We start from the raw sequence: 20,067 nt of genomic DNA, 5'->3' as shown, positions 1-20,067 counted from the left end.
CTGTTTTTGCGGGTGCTTATTTTGAATCCTGCTCCTCATCAAGACGTTCGTAAGCATATGAACGCTTTTGATCCATCGTTTCTCTGTTTGTCAAATCCTTCATTTGCCGTGTAAATTGCTCGTCATATCCTTCCCCCTCTTGATTTCTTTTTTCTGTTTCAGCTTGAGTCTCCGCGGTTTTTCTTGCATATGGAACGGCTTCGAGGCGCTCATATGGTATTTCTTGACCTGTTGCTTCACATATTCCGTATGTGCCGTCTTCCAATCGCTTGAGGGCGTCTTCCACTTCTTTTAATAAATTTCTGTCCGTCTGCCGGAAGGTCTGCTCTCTCATTCGTTCAAAATAAACGCTGGCATGGTCAGCCTGATGATTGTCAACTCCGTTTGAAAGCTCGCCCGTTTCTTCCGCCATCGACTGATCTGTTCCTTCTGCAGGGGAAAGGCTTTGTTTTAAGTCAATTAATTTATGGTAGAGATGGTCTTTTTGTTTTTGTGTTAATGGCATGGCTGATCCTCCTCCTTTCTTCTTCCTTTCCCGATTTCGTGGGAGAAAAACCCGCCTTTCCAAAATAAAAAGGCCGTTCAGACGCGGGCAAGCGGTGAACAGCCTTTACGGTTTATGCACATAAGTATTTTGATAACAGCGCTTGAATTTCAAGCATGTCGGTATCCTTCGTAAATTCCAGGTCAAAGATTTTGCTGCTGGTCATCAGAGAAAGAGAACTGTCTGGATTGAACATGCTGACTTCTCTAATCGCAAAGCCTTCAATCGATCTGTATGGCAGAAAGACGCGGACTTTCTTTTTGGAAAACAGTTTATTATCAAAAAAAATAATCCGCTTGTTCGTAAAACAAATTTGATCTATCCTCAGTCTGCAAACCGATTCAATTTTTTCTCCTTCTATGAGCAGCGGTTCAAATTTTTTGCCGTCTGCTGTCTTGCTTGCTGAAAAAACGCCCAATCAAAACCCCTCTTTCTGTATATCCAATTTATGTTTATGCACAAGGCAAAGTATACTTGTCAGTTACTAATAAGGATACGATAACCCTGATTTATAAACAATTACGAGCAGATTACATTTCTTTAACGCTATATGTTTGTTTTTACTATCAATTAATACGCCCGGCGGACGCGGGAGGTTTCAACTTTTTATCAGTTTTTTCAGCTTATTTTTCGTTTGCTACCAATCAAAAGGTGGATAACGGATAAAACAAAAAACCGCAGCAGGATGTTCTTCCTCTGCGGTTCTCTTCTGACTATTATGCCTGATATGCACATATCAGGCACTTGCTTCTGCTTCGGTCAAGCAACTGATTCAGTCAGCCGATTTTTTATGAATGCGTGCGGGTGTTTGTTCAACTACCATTCATTGCTGTTGATGACCCGTGCAAATTGATTCAGGCTTTTACTTCTTCAAAGTACTCTTTGTAATAGCCGCCGACTTTGTTTGTATTATCGATGATAAACAGAAACTCTTCCGTTTCGTTTTTGACCTCGTATACGTTGCCTACGGTCAGCGCTCTGTTGACGATGTACTTTTTGGCATCGGTATGTATGCACTTTACTTTTTTAATGGTGTTATTGTTCTGCCATTTTTCGTGAATCATGCGGATGTCTCCTTTTTCATACGTGTATAGTTTCCATTGTAGCGTTTTTTCGCCGAAATGCAATGCGATCTGGAGGCGAATGTGATTTTAAAGAGCATGGATATTGATTTGGTTTCATTCCCTGTTATAGAATGGTGGTGTATAGTTCCAAAATCAGAAATATATCCCTCTTTCATCCGCGCAATGACCAAATCAAAAGACAAACCAGCACCAAGACAACTCACCCGAAGACAGACCAAAATTTCAAAGGAGGTTTGTTTGACAAACATGAGTTCATTAACAATGCAGGTCAGTAAAAAGCTGGAGGTATTTTTGCAGGGAACAAAGAAGCTCTATATTAACGGGGAATTTGTAGCCAGCGCCTCAAACAAAACGTTTGAGACCCCAAACCCGGCGACTGGTGAAACGCTCGCCACCTTATATGAAGCAGGTCCCGAGGATGTGGACAAAGCGGTGAAAGCCGCGCGGGAAGCTTTTGACCGCGGTGAGTGGCGGACGATGAACCCGGCCGAAAGAAGCCGGCTGATGTACAAACTCGCCGATCTGATGGAGGAACACAAAACGGAACTGGCTCAGCTTGAAACGCTGGATAACGGGAAGCCGATCAGCGAAACGACCGCAGGCGATATTCCGCTGTCAATTGAACATATGCGTTATTATGCCGGCTGGGCGACGAAAATAACCGGACAGACGATTCCTGTTAACGGACCTTATTTTAACTATACACGACATGAGCCTGTCGGAGTTGTCGGGCAAATTATCCCTTGGAACTTCCCGCTTCTGATGGCCATGTGGAAAATGGGAGCCGCTCTTGCAGCCGGATGTACGGTTGTCTTAAAACCGGCGGAACAAACGCCGCTTTCCGCTCTGTATTTGGCGGAACTGATCGATGAAGCAGGCTTCCCGAAAGGCGTCATCAACATCATTCCTGGCTTCGGTGAGACGGCCGGAGAATCTCTGACCGATCATGCCCTTGTCGACAAACTGGCATTCACAGGGTCAACGGAAATCGGTAAAAAAATTATGGAGAAAGCGGCCAAATCGGTTAAACGGGTGACCCTTGAACTCGGCGGAAAGTCGCCGAATATCATCCTTCCTGACGCCGATCTGAAGAAAGCGATTCCAGGCGCACTAACCGGCGTCATGTTCAATCAAGGCCAAGTGTGCTGTGCGGGATCGCGCGTGTTCATCCATAAAGACCAATATGACAAAGTCGTCGATGAAATGGCCGCATATTCCAAGTCGCTCCGCCAGGGTGCGGGCCTTCATGAAGACACGCAAATGGGACCGCTTGTCAGCAAAGAGCAGCACGAACGCGTCCTCTCGTATATTGAAAAAGGACGTCAGGAAGGTGCGAAAATCGCAGCCGGCGGAACATGCCCTTATGAGCAGGGATACTTTGTTTCTCCGACTGTATTCACCAATGTCGAAGACGAGATGACAATAGCAAAAGAAGAAATCTTTGGTCCTGTTTTGGCGGCGATCCCTTATGAAACGGTAGATGAAGTCATCGAACGGGCCAATCGCAGCGAATACGGCCTTGCTGCTGGCGTATGGACGGAAAATTTGAAAAACGCCCACTATATCGCCGACCGTCTGCAAGCCGGTACCGTTTGGGTCAACTGCTATAATGCCTTTGACGCCGCATCCCCATTCGGCGGCTACAAACAGTCGGGACTCGGACGTGAAATGGGCTCATACGCTCTGGATAACTATACAGAAGTAAAAAGCGTCTGGATTCATACAGGCGAATAACGCACGATATGAGTTTCTGCAGCCGCCCTGTCGATCAGGGCGGTTTTCTTTTTTATAGAAATAAACATTTATAGACACATATGGTAAAATGGATGATAGTTTAAGTCGAATGGAATGATAGAATCGTGTTTTCTTCCTCTCTTGGCAAAACCCTCTGGAATCAAAAAAGTTTTAGATACATATGGGCATCACAAACAGCACAGGCTGTCGGGTCGATTTTGATGACGATCATCGTCATGGTCGATGTGTTTAAGGAAACGAACTCTGTATTCGGATCGGGTCTGGTCTTGGCTTTATCCTCGTTCGGCAGTGTATTAGGCGGTGCGATGGCTTCTTTTGCTATTCAGCGCCTCGACCTGCTTCAAACAGCGGCTTGTTCAACATGGTTCAGAGCGGTCTGCGCATTATGCATCGGCTTATGCCAATCGCTGGGCTTACCCTCTTATATCATTTATGTGCTGCTGTTTTTGCAAAGCTTTGTCGGTTCCTGGTATTCCCCCGCACAGTTAGGTTTACTGTATCAAGCGATTAAAAAGCGCGATTACGTGGCGGCATCGGGAAGCATCGTAACGGTCAACCAGTTTATTCAGGCAGCAGGCTGGGGGCTCGGCGGCTATTTAACCGTTTTGGCCCAAACTCACACGCTGACATTGTTTACAGCAGGACTCTTTTTCGCATCAGGACTTTTAATCAAATTGCCGGATTTGAAAACAGCGGTTATCCCTCGTCAAAAAACCCGCACACAATCAGTCTGGCGCACTGTATACAGGAAGAAAACCGTTTTGCTGCTTACGATGATGGACATGTCAGAAGGTTTAGCAAATGCGGTCTGGACTTCCGCCGTTTTGCTGGCTTTTACGAAAGAGGTGCTAAATAAAGGGGAGGCTTGGTGGGGATTCATCAATGCCGGTTATTTTTTGGGAGCGATTTTGGGCGGCATTCTCGCTGTGCTCTTTTCCAACCAGCTCAAAAAAAGGCTTGGCCTCATGATTGTCTTGGGTTCTGTTTCAATGGGAATCACAACGCTTTTATTCGCCTATTCGTCAAATCCCCTCCTTTCGGTCATCCTCTGTATCATGATGGGTCCGCTTTATCAAGTAAGAGACGTCAGCCAGACGGTTATCCTTCAAGATACGTTGACAGATGAAGAGCGTGCACCGGTCACCGCCGCCAAAAATACCATTTTGACTGCATGGTCTGTCTTAACAATCGCCATTATGGGGGCTTTGGCAGACTTGATCGGGATCCAAAGCGTATTTATCGCTGCCGCTGTATTATATGCCGGAACAGCCGCTGTCACATTTTTCGTGCGGGATGTGAGAACGTACAGCCAGTCTGCAAGGCAAATAGAACGATGAAGCTGCTGTGGATATTCGATGACAATGGCGCTGATTGCCGGCGGCATTTACAGCCGTTCAGCAAAGATTGAAAATAAGAATGAACAAAGCGGCGCTCAGTAGAATAACATGCTGCGCGCCCTCTGATTCAGCGGGATATCAGCTCTTCGTATTCCCGCTTCAATATCCCCATAATGATTTCATCTGAGTACTGTTTATTCATATAAAGAGCCTCCCTGACCGTACCTTCCCTTTTAAACCCGGCTTTTTCATATGCTTTCAGCGCGCGCTTATTGTGTGAAAAGACTTCGAGCTGAAGGCGGTTAAGATCGAGCCTTTCGAATGCAAACTGCATGGCCAGCCGCACCGCTTCAGGACCATAGCCTTTGTTCAAATAAGCGGGGCTGTGCAAAGCGATTCTAAACCCTGCTTTTCGATTCGTCCGGTCGATGTCAATGATGGACAGATCGCCTATCAAACGATCGTCCTCCTTTAAGCAGACGGCAAAATCATAGCGCGTCTCATCGCTTGTGATTCTCTCGTAGTGCTCATAAAGGTCTTCCATCGTAAATTCGCGCGTCGTGCCCGTCATATATCTGATGTCTTCATTTTGAACAGCTTTGTAAAAGCTCTCCATATCGCCTTTTTCAACAGGTCTGAGATAAACCTTGCGGCACTCGAACATCGAACGCCCCTCCCCTGCTACTTTTGATACGCAGCAAACCAATGGTATGGCTGTATTTCCTTTAAAGATTTATAAAGCAGACGCCCATCCGGTACAGTTACAGCTGCTTTAAGATTTGGCCCCCAATAAAAAAGTCTTTCCTGGCATACCCCGCACGGCGTTAATACCTTGCATTCGGAATGTTCATCATCTCTCACGACACAAACAGAGTGCGTAATTTTTGCCTGATATTTATGGGCTTCGAGAATGGCACCCGTTTCAATGCATAAATCGGTTGAAGCGTTGATTACTTCCGGCGCTACGCTCGTCAAGATTCTCCCGTCTTCGGTATACATGGCGGCTGCCCCGCCCCATCCGGTCGGATACCTCTTTTTGATCAATTCGACTGCGGTGTCATACAGCATCTGTTCAATATTCATTCAGCAACATCCCCCAAACATTGTTTCTAAGGTCTCTCTTTTTACAATACCTGATAATGGAACAGAGGTAAACGAAGATATTCATGATTTCCTGATCATGCTCACGCATGCCCGCGCTGACGAATGCCTCTGTATGCTCATCACATATTCAAAATCGCTGTTCTTCTGTTTTCATCCGGTTGGCATGACACATTTCCGAAATGAATACAGTAAAATGAAGGAGATGAGAAGATTGCGTTCTTTACTAGAAGACGTGAAAGCTTTCAGACAAAAGACGCTCGCAAAGCTTCAAAATAGACAGAGACCTGATGGGTCATGGCGGTTTTGTTTTGAAGGGCCCGTGATGACAGACAGCTTTTTCATTTTGATGCTGACCTCACTTGGCGATCAGGACTCTTCTCTCATCACAAGTCTTGCTGAACGAATCCGTTCGAAGCAGAGCGGAGACGGTGCGTTTCGCAATCATCCGGATGAAACGGCAGGCAATTTGACCGCGACAGTCCAGGGCTATACCGGGATGCTGGCTTCGGGGCTCTATGACCGGAGAGATGCGCATATGCAGAAAGCCGAGGCGTTTATTAAGGCAACAGGCGGTTTGAAGAATGTGCACTTTATGACGAAGTGGATGCTCGCTGCCAACGGGCTGTATCCATGGCCGAGAGCCTATATTCCGCTTTCGTTTTTACTGATCCCGCCCTATTTCCCGCTTCATTTTTACCATTTCAGCACATACGCAAGAATTCATTTTGTCCCGATGGCCATTACGTTTAATCGACGATTCTCTTTAAAAAACAACCAAATCGGCTCGCTTCGGCATCTGGATGAAGCCATGTCAAAAAATCCTCTCGAATGGCTGAACATCCGCTCTTTTGACGAGAGAACCTTCTATTCTTTCAATCTGCAATGGAAACAGCTCTTTCAATGGCCGGCTTATGTTCATCAGCTCGGATTTGAAGCGGGCAAAAAATATATGCTGGACAGAATCGAAGAAGACGGAACACTATACAGCTATGCGAGCGCGACCATGTTCATGATTTACAGCCTGCTAGCGATGGGAATATCAAAAAACGCCCCCGTTGTTAAAAAAGCAGTCGGCGGAATCAAAAGCCTTATTTCCTCATGCGGAGAGGAAGGCTTCCATTTGGAAAACTCAACTTCCACTGTCTGGGACACCGCGCTCATCAGCTTTGCCATGCAGGAATCCGGAATACCTGAACAACATTCTTCCATCTCATCGGCAGCGGACTACCTTCTCAAAAGACAGCATGTGAAAAAAGCGGACTGGGCGGTCTCAAACCCTCAAGCGGCACCGGGAGGGTGGGGTTTTTCACACATCAATACAAACAATCCCGATTTGGACGATACCGCTGCGGCATTAAAAGCAATTCCGTATCAAAGGCGTCCGGCTGCCTGGAACCGGGGGCTCACCTGGCTTATATCAATGCAAAACAAGGATGGGGGGTTTTCAGCATTTGAAAAAAACGTTGACCATCCGCTCATCCGAAATCTGCCGCTCGAATCTGCCGCTGACGCAGCAGTCGATCCGTCAACGGCAGACTTGACTGGGCGCATTCTTCATCTGCTCGGACTTAAAGAGCGGTTGACAGATGACCATCCCGCAGTCAGACGCGCTCTAAGGTGGCTTGATCACCATCAGGAAGCTGACGGTTCGTGGTATGGCAGATGGGGCGTCTGCTTTATTTACGGGACATGGGCCGCACTCACCGGAATGAAAGCCGTCGGAATTTCCCACAATCACTCGTCTGTCAGAAAAGCGGTCTCCTGGCTTAAATCGATCCAGCTTGAAGACGGAAGCTGGGGAGAATCTTGCAAAAGCTGGGAAGCGAAGCGTTTTGTCCCTCTTCACTTTGGAACAGTTGTTCAATCTTCATGGGCGCTGGAGGCGCTTTTGCAATATGAGCGTCCGGATGACCCTAAGATCTTAAAAGGGATTCGTTTTCTCACCGATGATCACGAAAGCTCGCCTGAGCGACTCGAATACCCGACGGGAATCGGGCTGCCGAAACAATTCTACATCCGCTATCACAGTTATCCTTTTGTGTTTTCATTGCTCGCTTCAAGCGCATTTATTAAAAAAGCGGAAATGAGGGAGACATATTGAATGCTTACAAAGAAAAAATAGCGTCATGGGCCAAAGGTCTGAAAGACCAGATGAAAGATGATCCTTCTATAGAAAGCCAGTTAGAAAAACTTTTTCAATCACTGGATGATCCTCGTGCGACCGAACAGGAATGGTATGAACAGGCAGAAGCCGTGTATCAAGCCATCTCCCGCAGTGATGCGTCTCAAGCAGGTCGGCAGCCATTCAGAACAGTGCCGATCGGAGGCCATCGCCTGCCAAGCCTGCCCTACTCTTATTCAGCCCTTGAGCCTTATATTTCAAGAGAAATTATGTTTCTTCATCATACAAAACATCACCAAAGCTATGTCGACGGCTTGAACAAAGCTGAAAAAGAACTGCAGAAAGCAAGGCAAACCAAACAATTCGACCTTGTAAACCACTGGGAAAGAGAGCTCGCCTTCCACGGAGCCGGGCACTATTTGCACACGATATTTTGGTACGCGATGCATCCAAAAGGAAAAAGGCGGCCGACAGGCGAATTGCTGGAAATGATTAACCGTTCTTTCGGCAGCTATTCGGCCTTTAAAGAACAATTTTCCGAAGCGGCGAAAAAGGTGGAAGGCGTGGGCTGGGCGATCCTTGTCTGGGCGCCTCGCTCGCACCGCTTGGAAATTCTGATCGCAGAAAAACATCAGCTGATGAGCCAATGGGATGTGATCCCCCTTCTCCCGCTCGACGTATGGGAACACGCATACTACCTTCAATATAAAAATGAAAGGGCAAAATACGTCGATAATTGGTGGAATGTCGTTGACTGGAGAGAACCTGAAAGGCGGTTTGCGACAGCAAAGCGCGTTCTATGGGAGCCCTTCTGATTCAAATTCAATGGCGGGACTTCAACTACTGAAGTCCTCTTTTGTTTCGGTAGTTGCGCCCGACATCGGCCTCCCCGTCAAAGCCTTGCCTCAAAAAACGGACGAGCCTTTCCTCTCGCACCTTTCTCTTCTCTGCGCCAGGCAGCCGTCGACACTGGCCGAATCGAGCGAAAGTGCCGATACCTTATCACTCTCAATACCGTATCTATATCCCTTAAACCCTCTATCGTCTGTAATAAGATAACAAATAAAAGTTTAAATATCCCAGTTTCTCTTGAGGATTGTTAAGGCCGCTACACGGAGATTGGCAAGGAGGGGTCGGAAGAGAACCCCCACAACCATACATCCTTCTGAATCTGCTATTTTGATCATCCCTTTATGAAATACTGAATCTCAACAGTCTATCAATATATCCCAAATTTGTGCCTTAAGTATGGAATGTGAACATTTTTTGATTTATTTGGAAAATAGTCGTTTTTCCTCATTCTTCTAATTCCAAAACTCGTTAAGCTATTCTACAAGAAGGGAGGGAATAAATGAATAAACTGTCGATGTTTGTCTGATTCAGCCGGTCAGTTTTTCGAAAATGGCAAATTTATTTTAGGAGGGTAAATCATGAAAAAAATGTTTGCTTTCTTTACAGCCTTAATGCTCGGTTTGACTTGTTTGCCGTACTTATCAGAAGCGAAAGAATCAAAGCATACGGACAGTTCTGTTACAACCTTGCCTTCTATGTCTATATCCACATCTCTCAATCAGTCATTGGACCAGGAAAAACAACAGTTTAAAACTTCCGCTATTAATCTCAACATCAGCCTCGACCTCTTAGGAATCGGAAACTCGATTAGAGACGCCATCGTTCAAAGCAATAACCGCAGCGGTTTCGTCAAAAACTGCATGGAAACCGCTTTTTATTCTGCAGGGCAAAGATACAATGTCATGGTGTTCAACTTAAGCCAAGGCTATCACAACGGTTTAAGAGGAGTTAAATTTTATGGATCTGCCAACTATCATGGCGTGATTTACGGCATTTGGGTATTTGAAAGCGGACAATTTACAAACCAGGGAGACGGCGGCTGGATTAACTGGGCCTTTAAAGGCTGGTTTGATCGAAACGGCCAAACTGTAACATTCCGCAAGCCTTAATCAAAGTCAAAGTATCCCCCTCTTCTGCCTGCCGGTAAAATCGTCAAGAACGAATTCACCGGCAGGCCTTTTTAATATGTCTGCCGCAGAAAAAAGCCGATTAATCATACACTTCCCTTGCCGGTCATACCGCTGCCATTTCACAGAGAGAAAAGAAAGTACCGCTGACAAACTGTCTGCATGAAAAAAAGGCCGGACAAATCCGGCCTTATAAACAATTCAATCTTAAAATACGCCAATGACGTCCAAAAAGACGACAATAATAACGATCGGAGCGGCGTAGCGGATCAGCAAAAGCCATGCTGCAAACCATTTTCTGCTGATTTTAGAGCCCTCCCTCAATTCAGCAAAAAGCTCTTCTTTCGGGATTTTGAGCGGCACAAAAACAGCGATGAGCAAAGCGCCGAGCGGCATTAAAATATTGCTGACAAGGTAATCCGCCGCATCAAAAATAGATAGATTAAAAATCGATACATCCTGAAGCACGCCATATGATAATGCTGAAGGAATTCCGAATAGGAAAATCGCAATTCCCCCGGCCCAAGCGAAAGCCTGTCTTTTTTTAGGATCCCCTTTTGATAAGGAAGAAACAAGGATCTCAAGCATTGAAAATGCGGACGTCAGTGTAGCAAATAAAAATAAGAGCAGAAACGCCAATAAAAAGACGATTCCCAAAGGCATCTTGTGAAAGACTGACGGCAGCACATTAAATAACAGCATCGGGCCGGCATCAGGAGATAATCCGAATGAAAAAACGGCCGGAAAAATCGCAAACCCGGCAAGAATCGCTACAGATACATTGAGCAATGTCACTGAAACGGCCGACTGTATAAGGTTTTCTTTTTTCGATAAATAAGAGCTGTACGTTACCATAACGGAAACACCGACACTCAGCGAGAAAAAGGATTGTCCAAGCGCAAACAGCACCGTTTTGGCTGTGATATGGGAAAGATCAGGTTTTAAGAAAAATTCCAATCCTTCCATTGAACCGGGAAGTGTAAGCGAACGGATGATCAAAAGCAGAAAAATAACGAACAGAGCAGGCATCATAAACTTGCTCGCTTTTTCAATTCCGCTTCTGACCCCTTTTGCAACAACAAGAATCGTGATCATGATAAATGCAAACTGGCTCGCAAGAACGAGATACGGATTTGCAATTGTCTCTCCGAAAAGACCTGCATAATCCGTGCTTCTTGACAGTTCGCCGGTCAGTCCTTTGATAATATAAATGATGATCCAGCCGCCGACAACACTATAAAAAGACAGCAGAATAAAACACGTGATAATGCCAAGCCGGCCGATCCAATGCCAAAGCGAGCCGGGCGCCAGCTCCTTATAGGATTCAACGGCATCTTTTTGAGTCTTTCTGCCGATAATGAACTCCGCCATTAATAACGGAAGCCCAATCAATAAAGTAAAAAGAATAAACATAAGTAAAAATGCTCCGCCGCCGCTTGTTCCGGCGACATAAGGAAACTTCCATATCGCGCCGAGCCCGATTGCCGAGCCGGCCGAAGCTAAGATAAATCCAAGCTTTGATGACCATATATTTTGTTGATTTTCCACTTAAGCACCTCTTCTTCTCGGTCTAATTGCATATGGCTACAAACTATCATTTTAAAAAGCATAAACGAATTCGTCAAGGTTTTCAAACATTTCTTTCAGTTTACATAATAATATTATTTAAAACAAATTCGAATTTTACAAGTATTGAATTATTCAGAATATTAATTATAATAAGAGGATGTTATATTTTCTACAGATGTGAGGAGCTGGACTTATGAGTTATTTGATCAAAATCAGTCAATTTGCAGGAAAAACGTTCGCCATTTGGGTGATTCTGTTTGCGGTTCTCGGCTTTGCCTTTCCGACGCAATTCACCTGGATCACCCCTTATATTACCATCCTGCTTGGCGTGATTATGTTTGGCATGGGATTGACATTGTCAGCGGACGATTTTAAAGAGCTGCTGAGACGTCCCCTGCATGTGCTGATCGGTGTGCTGGTTCAATATACGGTCATGCCGCTGCTCGCTTTTGGACTGGCCTATGGACTCGGGCTTCCCTCCGAAATAGCGGTTGGGGTCATTTTAGTGGGATGCTGTCCCGGGGGAACGGCATCAAACGTCATGACATTTTTGGCGAAGGGGAATATCGCCCTGTCAGTGGCGATTACAACGGTTTCCACATTGCTTGCCCCTTTTTTAACGCCGTTTCTCATTTTATTTTTCGCAAAAGAATGGCTTCCGGTATCTCCGGGCTCACTGTTCTTGTCGATTTTACAGGCGGTGCTGCTCCCGATTATCGCCGGGCTGATCGTTCAATTTTTCTTTAAAAAACAAGTGAAAAAAGCGGTGCAGGTGCTTCCGCTCGTCTCTGTTCTCGGCATCGTCGCCATCGTCACCGCGGTCGTCGGAGGCAACCGGGAAAACATTATTCAATCAGGGCTGTTGATTTTTGCGGTCGTCGTTCTTCATAATGGCCTCGGCCTTTTCCTTGGCTTTGTTTTGGCAAAGTGCTTTAAAATGGATTATGCATCACAAAAAGCCGTGTCCATTGAGGTCGGCATGCAGAATTCGGGTCTCGGTGCAGCATTGGCAACGGCGCACTTCTCTCCTCTTTCCGCTGTCCCGAGCGCTGTTTTCAGCGTCTGGCATAACCTTTCAGGCTCATGGCTTGCGACATACTGGAGCAAGAAAGCAAATAAGCAGAAGAATAACAATTATTCTCCTGCCCCGCAGATGATAAACAAAAAGCTTTGACCGTACATGCGGCCAAAGCTTTTTTCTTGATTTAACCTTCCAACAGAAGCTGTTCAGGATCTTCAAGCAGATTTTTAATCGTAACCAGGAAGCCGACTGCCTCTTTACCGTCGACGATCCGGTGGTCATACGATAATGCAATGTACATCATCGGGCGGTTTTCGAAACGCTCTTCATCAATTGCTACAGGGCGCAGCTGGATCTTATGCATGCCCAAAATACCAACTTGCGGACTGTTCAAAATCGGAGTCGACAACAGTGATCCGAACGTTCCTCCGTTTGTGATCGTAAAGGAGCCTCCTTGAAGCTCGTTGAGCGACAATTTGTTGTTTCTCGCTTTCTTCGCAAGCTCTCCGATATCCTTTTCAATATCAGCAAAGGTTTTGCGGTCTGCATCCCGAACGACCGGTACGACGAGGCCATCCGGCGCAGCAACAGCGATTCCGATGTCATAGAATTGTTTGATCACAAGCTCGTCGCCTTGAATTTCCGCGTTGAGGAGCGGATATTTTTTCAGCGCGGCGACCACAGCTTTTGTAAAGAATGACATGAATCCGAGCTTCACATCATGCTGCTCAAGGAATTGATCTTTTCGGCGTTTCCTTAGGTTCATGACCGCCGTCATGTCCACTTCGTTGAATGTCGTCAGCATAGCGGCGGTGTGCTGAACTTCAACGAGGCGTTTGGCGATCGTCTGTCTCCGGCGGGACATTCTTTGACGCTCTACCGGTTTACCTGCATTTTCGGTTTGTTTAGCAGCCGGCGCCTGTGTTTCGCGTTTTGGTTCAGGCTGAGCTTTTGGCGGCTGCTCGTTCTTCTGATAAGATTCAACATCTTGCTTTCTGACCCTTCCGAGCGGATCACCGGTAGGAATCTCCGATAAATCGATGCCTTTTTCACGGGCGAGCTTTCGGGCAGCCGGAGAAGCGATTGTCCTTGTTTTGGTTGTATCCGCCTCATCGTTCGCGCTTTCGCGAGGTTCGGCTGTCTTTTCAGACGTGGCTGGCTTCTCTTCCGAAGCGCCGGCGCTTTCTTGAGCGTCAGCTTGAGGAGCCGTTGATTGGCCTCCTTCTCCTTCGCCTTCTGAAATCGTTCCGATTATTTCGCCGACCTGAACCGTGTCACCGGAATCTTTCAGCACTTCCTGAAGAACGCCGGACTGCTCTGCCGTCAATTCAACGTTGACTTTATCAGTCTCCAGCTCAAGCAGGAATTCCCCTTGTTCTACATAATCTCCCGGTTGTTTCAGCCATTGGGCTATCGTTCCTTCTGAAATTGATTCCGCTAATTCAGGTACTTTAATTTCCGCCATTTTTTAGTTCCCCCTTAATTTTTGCGAGTCAAGCTATCAGATACAATGCGTTCCTGTTCCTTTTTATGAACCGTCGGATCCCCTTCTGCCGGACTTGAACGTCTTCTTCTGCCAATATAGCGGACCTTCACGTCCTTTGGAGCAATCTCTCTTAAATAAGGCTCGATATAGTTCCATGCACCCATATTTTGCGGTTCTTCCTGTACCCAGACAATCTCCTCCAAATTCGGGAGTTTGCTGAAGATCGCTTTAATATGCTTTGCAGGGAAAGGATACAGCTCTTCAACCCGTGCAATATGCAGCCAATCTTTTTCACCTTCCATTTTATTGAAATGGCTGCTGATGTCAATCGAAACTTTACCGCTTGAAAGGACGAGGCGCGTCACTTTGTCATACTGATGGGAAAGTCCTGACATTTCATAGACCGGCTTAAAGTTACTGTCGCTGAGCTCCTGCACTTCTGATACGGTATTCGGATTTCTCAGCAGGCTTTTCGGCGTCATGATGATCAGCGGGCGGATCTCCTCGCGAAGGAGCATCTTCGCCTGCCTTCTTAAAATATGGAAATACTGGGCAGCGCTCGTCAAGTTGGCGACAGTCCAGTTGTTTTCCGCCGCCAGCTGAAGGAAGCGTTCCGTTCTTCCGCTTGAATGCTCAGGTCCCTGCCCTTCATAGCCGTGCGGCAAGAGAACAACGAGCCCTGATTTTTGTCCCCATTTCGCTCTTCCTGCAGAAATGAACTGATCAAAGTACACTTGCGCCGCGTTTGCAAAGTCTCCAAACTGCGCTTCCCAGATCACCATCGTTTCCGGCGAAGACACGTTATATCCATATTCAAAGCCAAGGACGGATCCTTCAGAAAGCGGGCTGTTGTGAACCGCAAATGACGCTTTCGTATCTGCAAGGTGATGCAGTGCGATGAATTCGTCCCCTGTCTTGCTGTCGTGAAGGACAAGGTTGCGGTGTGCGAATGTGCCGCGTTCTGAATCCTGCCCGGTCAGCCTTAGAGGTGTGCCGTCTTTCAAAATGGATGCAAAAGCCATCGCCTCTGCAAGCGACCAGTCGACTTTTCGGTCATCGTCGAACGCTTTGGCGCGCCTTTCGAGGATTCGCTTTAGCTTATCGAAAACGTTGAAGTTTTCAGGCCATGAAACAAGCTCCTGATTAATTTTGCGCAAAGTTTCAACATCAACCGACGTGTCAACATCAGGAAAACCGTTGGAAACAGGTTCCGGAAGAACGATTTCATGCGTCATATCTTCCTTTTTGGCCGGCACTTTGCGATAGGCTTCTTCTAAACGCTTCATGACAGCGTCCCCGATTTTGTCGACGGTTTCATTATCGACGATCCCGTTATGAATCAGCTTTTCAGCAAAGATGTTCTTGACGGTCGGGTGCTTTCTGACCGCATCATACAGCATCGGTTGCGTTGCAGACGGCTCATCCATTTCATTGTGGCCGAAACGGCGGTAGCCGATCAGATCGATCAAAAAGTCTTTGTTGAAAGTCATGCGGTATTCAACAGCGAGCTGAACCGCTGAAAGGCATGCTTCAGGATCATCCGCATTGACGTGGACGATCGGAATCTCAAAACCTTTTGCAAGGTCGCTTGCATATTTCGTTGATCTTGACTCATTGCTTTCCGTCGTAAAGCCGATCATGTTATTGGCGATAATGTGAATCGCTCCGCCCACCTGATAGCCTTTAAGCTGGCTTAAATTCAGCGTTTCCGCGACAATGCCTTCCCCTGGGAATGCCGCATCGCCGTGAATCAGAATCGCCAGCGATTTTTTAACGTCTTGAAGCGGATAGCCGCTCTCCGTTCTCGTTTCCTGGGCGGCTCTTGTCGATCCCTCAACGATCGGATCGATGAACTCCAGGTGGCTCGGATTGTTCGCGAGCGCAATGCGCGCCGTTTTCGTATGCTCATCCTGAATCTGACGGTTGGCGCCGAGGTGATATTTTACGTCACCCGTCCAGCCGTAATTGATCCCTGTCGAACCTTCCGACGGAACGAGATCTTTGTTCGGCGCATGCTGGAATTCAGAAAAAATGATTTCATAAGGTTTTCCGAGCACATGCGCAAGAACGTTCAGGCGGCCCCTGTGCGCCATTCCGATATTAACGTTTGTCGTACCTGCCGAAACGGACTTGGCGATAATATCATCCAGCATGGGCACAAGCGCATCAAGTCCTTCTATTGAAAAGCGTTTTTGCCCGACAAAGGTTTTGTGGAGAAACTGTTCAAGGCTTTCAACTTCTGTCAGCCTTCTTAAAACTTCCACCAGCTTTTCTTTCGATTTCGGGGCGAATAATTCCCCGGATTCGATCTTTTTCATCAGCCAGTTGCGCTCTTCAAAAATGTGCACATGGTCAAATTCAAAAGAAATCGATTTTTTGTATGTGTTTTTCAAGTACTGGATGGCTTCTAAACCGTTCGTTACTTCTTTAGGGGCATCTTTGCATATGACAGACGCCGGAATTTTTTTCACATCCTGCTCAGTTAACCCGTACTCAGCAAGAGGAAAAAGCTCCTGTTTCTCTTGTGTTTTTCTCAGTGGATTGACGGAAGCGTTTAAATGGCCATAGGTTCTAATATCTTCTGCGAGTTTTATCACTGATGCGATTTTTTGAATAGATCCAGCCGTGAAATCTGCCTCTTCGTTTTTTAGAGAGGCGGCCCTTATATCGCCCGGGGGAGCTCCAAGTTCGTCAAACATCTCTTTTAAATCAGCATCCAAGCTTTCTGGATCCTTGACGTATTGATCGTAAAGCTCCAGCACATAGCCGAGGTTCGGACCGTGAAATTCTTCCCAAGTCATTCTTTGTTTCATACTATTTTGAAACATTTGAACATTACCCCCAACCTAATAATCAAGTGAATGATTCACTATCTTAATATATCTTCTGAACCTTACGCCCAGAAATATGTAATAAAAACGCTTCCACGTACATTTTACCACTGTTTCTCATTTGTTTCTACACAGATTGTTCAAATAAAATTAAAAAATCATCTTGAAAAATAAAAAATTTTATAATTTTGAACTTTCAGACCGAATTCTTTTAAACCGGCTCATTATTTATTCACATATTTCCCCTGACCGTCTATTTTTTAACATCCCGATGTGCTCCGCAAAAAATTAAGTTGATAAAAATAATAAAAATTTCAATATTTCACTGTGTTTCTACGATAAAAAACAGATGGCCGCGAGTATTGCTGCCATCTGTCCTATCTAGCCTATACTTTTGTTCAACAGCTTTTTTAAAAGCGGGTACAGAACATCGGGAAGCTGATCGACGTCCGGGACGAAAAGGCTGTACTTTCCGTACATGTCCTGTATCGTCTTGATTTGCGATTCTTCGATTTCGCTGTTTGATAAAAATACATTGATGACTTCGATATTTCGTTTCCGCGCTTCCATAACGGCTTCATGTGTATCGACAATCCCGTTTTGTTCATAATCGAATGCGGCTGGCTCCCCATCTGAAAAGACAATCAGGAACTTCTGAGCTTCGCTTCTTTGAACAAGCATCTTCGTCATCTGTCTGATCGCATATCCATCCCGGTTGTCTTCCTCCGGTTCAAGCTGCATGACATGCGGTCCGGCGCCTGCTTTTAAGGAATCCGCAAAAGAGACGACCGTATGAAAGTAATTGGGCTGACTCGTCTCTGTCGCATCGTTCGTATCTTCCCAAAAACCGACGATTTGGTGAGGGACAGCAACAGATTTAAGCGCTTCGTGAAACAGGACAATGCCCCGTTTCGTCTCGGCCATTTTGTCATGCATGCTTGCTGAACAGTCGACGAGCAATGTAAAAACGGCGTCGATCTCTGTTGACGGTTCTTGCTTTTTATAGAAGAGGCGCGGATTGCGCTCTGTAAAGTAACGGAGCAGTTTATTGTTCAATCTACCTGCATGCAAATCGGTTCTCAGGAGCGTTTTTTTATGCTCGAGCGTTTTTTGAATCATCTGCTTGAGCCGTTTTTGATACGATTCGATTGTTTTTGCTTGAGCCTGGTAGTCTAATATGTCTTCGTTAGAAGGTTTTTCCGGAGGCTTCATCACCGAAAACGCATAGCGGTTTTCTTTGCCGGCTGGTGCGGCGCCGCCGTTTGGCTCATCTTGAACAGATTCAAGCGATTCAAGTTTTGAATAGTCTTTTCTTTTCGTCTGCTTCGCCGTTCCCTGAACTGACCCGAGCGCTTGGTCGCCGTCTTCGCCTTCTCTTAAAGCCCCGCCGGAAATATCGGTTTTTGCACCGTGCTCCAAATCAAACTGGAGAAAGCTTTTCGCCGGAGCTTCCGTTTCTCTGTGCCAAGTCGGCATTTCTTCTTCATGAACTTCCTCATCACCCGCACTTTTCTCTTCAAGCGTCAGATCCTCGCTCAGCTTCGGTTTTGCTTTCAAATCTTGAAAAAGCGCTTCTTCGTCAACTTGTTCGTATTCCAATTCCGGAAAAAAGAAGTACGTATTCAGCATATCTTTTTCGAGCACCTCTTCAAAACCTTCCATCAGCCCGCTTACAATCGAGACGATGTCAGCAGTTGAACGCGCTTCGAATACGCGGGCGAGCTCGGCTTCTATAAATCCCTTCATCGGATCGACCGATTCATGGATAGCCGGTATCTCATCAAGCGGCGACTCCGCGGTCAGCTTAAGATATACAGCGCAAAACAAAGCATCTGTAAAAATGCTCCGCTCCAGATTCAGCGTCAACTGGGTCGCAAAATGTTTCCGGTACATTGATTTCCGGCTCGAAAATACCGGTTTTGTACCGGGCCGCTCCCTCTTGATGAACTCTTCGATTCTGATATCTTCAAAAAGCATAAACAACTGTTTTGCCAAACTCTTAAAATGATATTTCCGAGTCGCGTCAAGCATGCGGGAAAAGTCTTTCATCGAGCTGTAACGGGAGCCGATTGACCGCAAGTATACATCGCTTTTCAAACCTTCTACCATATCCCGGTGGTTCCGGTCTTTCCAAAAATGGCTCATGTAGATCTTTTTCTCAAAAGGATTGTAGTAAGACTGAACCCCGTACTCCACTTCAACCTGATCGCTTTTCGCGAGCGTTTTCGCGAGATCTGTCAGCTCCATAAAAAGCAGAGAGTCAATCTTGCTGTCATTGAATTTAATAAACTTCATAAAAAAACCCTCATTCGAACAAAGTCTGGGCAATATTTCGGACCGCCGCTTTTTCGCGTTCATCATCAAGCTTTTCAACGATGCCGCGTTCGATCGCTCGCAGCGGCGGAATATATGTCGACAGGTCGCAAGTATCGAGAAGCGCTCTGATGGAAGCGGCCTCTTCAGAAACCTGTCCATTATGAGCCTGCGTCATTAAGTCCGATGACAGGGTAACAAACCGGTTCAGCAGCTTCTGATTTTTTAGTTCGGATTGTGTTTCAAGCACCCGCTTCAGCAGGTCACCTTTAATGTAGGGCACGTCGATAATGACAAACCGGTTTTTCAGCGCTTCGTTCAACGGGACCGTTCCGACATAGCCTTCGTTTATCGCTGCAATCACGCCGAATCCCTCTTTCGCTTTGATGACGTCCCCCGTAAACGGATTGGTCATCATTTTCCGGTAATCGAGCACCCCGTTTAAGATCGGCAGCGTTTCCGGTTTCGCCATGTTGATTTCGTCAATATATAGGAAATGGCCGTTGTTCATCGCTTTTGTCACAGGACCTTCGATAAATTCAATAGAGGCGTTCCCGTTGGTGTTTTCAATCGTTTTGTAACCGACAAGCGCCTCTGCATCAAGATCCACAGAACAGTTGACACTGTGCATAGGTTTTTGAAAATAAGCGGAGAGCGTTTCGGCAAGTTTTGTTTTTCCGGAGCCTGTCGGGCCTTTTAACAAAACGTTTTTTCCGAGTGACAGCGCGATCATCGCGTCATAGAGAATAGCGCTGTCTTCCGCTTCATAACCGGGCGTTCCAATCAATGATTGGTATTCCGCGGCAACAGGTTTAGCGGCAGACTGAATCAGCCGCTCTTTTATTTTTTCAGGCAGCTCTAGTTCATGCAGATCATATTTCATGTGTTGTAAAATTCCTTTCTCAAAGCGTCTTCTGTATG

General features: G+C 46.2%; 16 protein-coding genes. 6 read left to right on the top strand and 10 right to left on the bottom strand.

The features are described 5' to 3' along the window. Positions 1-16 precede the first annotated feature (16 nt). The 3 genes from M1E06_RS10375 to M1E06_RS10365 form a co-directional block, all read right to left on the bottom strand. Positions 17-505 carry a TraR/DksA family transcriptional regulator gene (locus M1E06_RS10375; RefSeq protein ID WP_020451807.1) on the bottom strand — a complete coding sequence of 163 codons (489 nt, stop codon included), beginning with the start codon at positions 503-505 and terminating at the stop codon, positions 17-19. Positions 506-617: 112 nt separating this feature from the next. Further along, positions 618-962: a PH domain-containing protein gene (locus tag M1E06_RS10370; protein ID WP_020451808.1), complete on the bottom strand. Its 345-nt coding sequence runs from the start codon at positions 960-962 to the stop codon at positions 618-620. 436 nt (positions 963-1,398) lie between these two features. After that, the gene (locus M1E06_RS10365; RefSeq protein WP_020451809.1) at positions 1,399-1,608 is read right to left on the bottom strand and encodes a DUF6501 family protein; all 210 of its coding nucleotides are present in this window, start codon (positions 1,606-1,608) and stop codon (positions 1,399-1,401) included. Between the two features lie 267 nt (positions 1,609-1,875). Here M1E06_RS10365 and M1E06_RS10360 point away from each other — a divergent pair, with 267 nt between their 5' ends. Together M1E06_RS10360 and M1E06_RS10355 are read left to right on the top strand one after the other, a co-directional pair. After that, a complete protein-coding gene (locus M1E06_RS10360) occupies positions 1,876-3,363 on the top strand; it encodes an aldehyde dehydrogenase family protein (RefSeq protein WP_216904418.1) in 1,488 nt (495 codons plus the stop codon). Between the two features lie 221 nt (positions 3,364-3,584). Continuing rightward, positions 3,585-4,721 carry an MFS transporter gene (locus M1E06_RS10355; protein WP_254114968.1) on the top strand — a complete coding sequence of 379 codons (1,137 nt, stop codon included), beginning with the start codon at positions 3,585-3,587 and terminating at the stop codon, positions 4,719-4,721. A gap of 127 nt (positions 4,722-4,848) precedes the next feature. On the opposite strand, the gene M1E06_RS10350 is transcribed toward M1E06_RS10355, so the two are convergent. Together M1E06_RS10350 and M1E06_RS10345 are read right to left on the bottom strand one after the other, a co-directional pair. Then, on the bottom strand, positions 4,849-5,385 hold the full coding sequence (locus M1E06_RS10350) for a GNAT family N-acetyltransferase (protein ID WP_023857348.1): 537 nt from the start codon (positions 5,383-5,385) through the stop codon (positions 4,849-4,851). Positions 5,386-5,402: 17 nt separating this feature from the next. Continuing rightward, positions 5,403-5,804, bottom strand: coding sequence for a cytidine deaminase (locus M1E06_RS10345; RefSeq protein WP_020451813.1), 402 nt, complete (start codon positions 5,802-5,804; stop codon positions 5,403-5,405). Positions 5,805-6,027: 223 nt separating this feature from the next. Between M1E06_RS10345 and M1E06_RS10340 the strand changes: the two genes are divergently transcribed. From M1E06_RS10340 to M1E06_RS10330, 3 genes are all read left to right on the top strand, one after another. Further along, a complete protein-coding gene (locus M1E06_RS10340; RefSeq protein WP_373368063.1) occupies positions 6,028-7,926 on the top strand; it encodes a terpene cyclase/mutase family protein in 1,899 nt (632 codons plus the stop codon). A 50-nt stretch (positions 7,927-7,976) separates the two neighbouring features. Continuing rightward, entirely contained in the window at positions 7,977-8,762 is a 786-nt protein-coding gene (locus M1E06_RS10335; protein ID WP_224067368.1) for a superoxide dismutase, read from the top strand. A gap of 615 nt (positions 8,763-9,377) precedes the next feature. Further along, entirely contained in the window at positions 9,378-9,908 is a 531-nt protein-coding gene (locus M1E06_RS10330) for a hypothetical protein (protein WP_020451816.1), read from the top strand. Positions 9,909-10,133: 225 nt separating this feature from the next. Here M1E06_RS10330 and M1E06_RS10325 read toward each other — a convergent pair whose 3' ends face one another. After that, positions 10,134-11,474: a sodium-dependent transporter gene (locus M1E06_RS10325; RefSeq protein WP_020451817.1), complete on the bottom strand. Its 1,341-nt coding sequence runs from the start codon at positions 11,472-11,474 to the stop codon at positions 10,134-10,136. A 214-nt stretch (positions 11,475-11,688) separates the two neighbouring features. Between M1E06_RS10325 and M1E06_RS10320 the strand changes: the two genes are divergently transcribed. Beyond that, on the top strand, positions 11,689-12,669 hold the full coding sequence (locus tag M1E06_RS10320; protein WP_026579553.1) for a bile acid:sodium symporter family protein: 981 nt from the start codon (positions 11,689-11,691) through the stop codon (positions 12,667-12,669). 31 nt (positions 12,670-12,700) lie between these two features. On the opposite strand, the gene odhB is transcribed toward M1E06_RS10320, so the two are convergent. From odhB to M1E06_RS10300, 4 genes are all read right to left on the bottom strand, one after another. Next, positions 12,701-13,981, bottom strand: a complete 1,281-nt coding sequence (gene odhB, locus M1E06_RS10315) for a 2-oxoglutarate dehydrogenase complex dihydrolipoyllysine-residue succinyltransferase (protein WP_020451819.1) — start codon at positions 13,979-13,981, stop codon at positions 12,701-12,703. A 14-nt stretch (positions 13,982-13,995) separates the two neighbouring features. Next, positions 13,996-16,830: a 2-oxoglutarate dehydrogenase E1 component gene (gene sucA, locus M1E06_RS10310; protein ID WP_020451820.1), complete on the bottom strand. Its 2,835-nt coding sequence runs from the start codon at positions 16,828-16,830 to the stop codon at positions 13,996-13,998. A gap of 384 nt (positions 16,831-17,214) precedes the next feature. Further along, on the bottom strand, positions 17,215-19,128 hold the full coding sequence (locus M1E06_RS10305) for a cobaltochelatase CobT-related protein (RefSeq protein WP_456270527.1): 1,914 nt from the start codon (positions 19,126-19,128) through the stop codon (positions 17,215-17,217). 10 nt (positions 19,129-19,138) lie between these two features. After that, positions 19,139-20,029 carry an ATP-binding protein gene (locus tag M1E06_RS10300; protein ID WP_023857357.1) on the bottom strand — a complete coding sequence of 297 codons (891 nt, stop codon included), beginning with the start codon at positions 20,027-20,029 and terminating at the stop codon, positions 19,139-19,141. Between the last annotated feature and the right edge of the window lie 38 nt (positions 20,030-20,067).

The organism is Bacillus sp. AK124 (genome assembly GCF_053903085.1).
The sequence above is the reverse complement of the archived record's forward strand: the minus strand, read 5'-3'. Positions and strand labels throughout refer to the sequence as shown.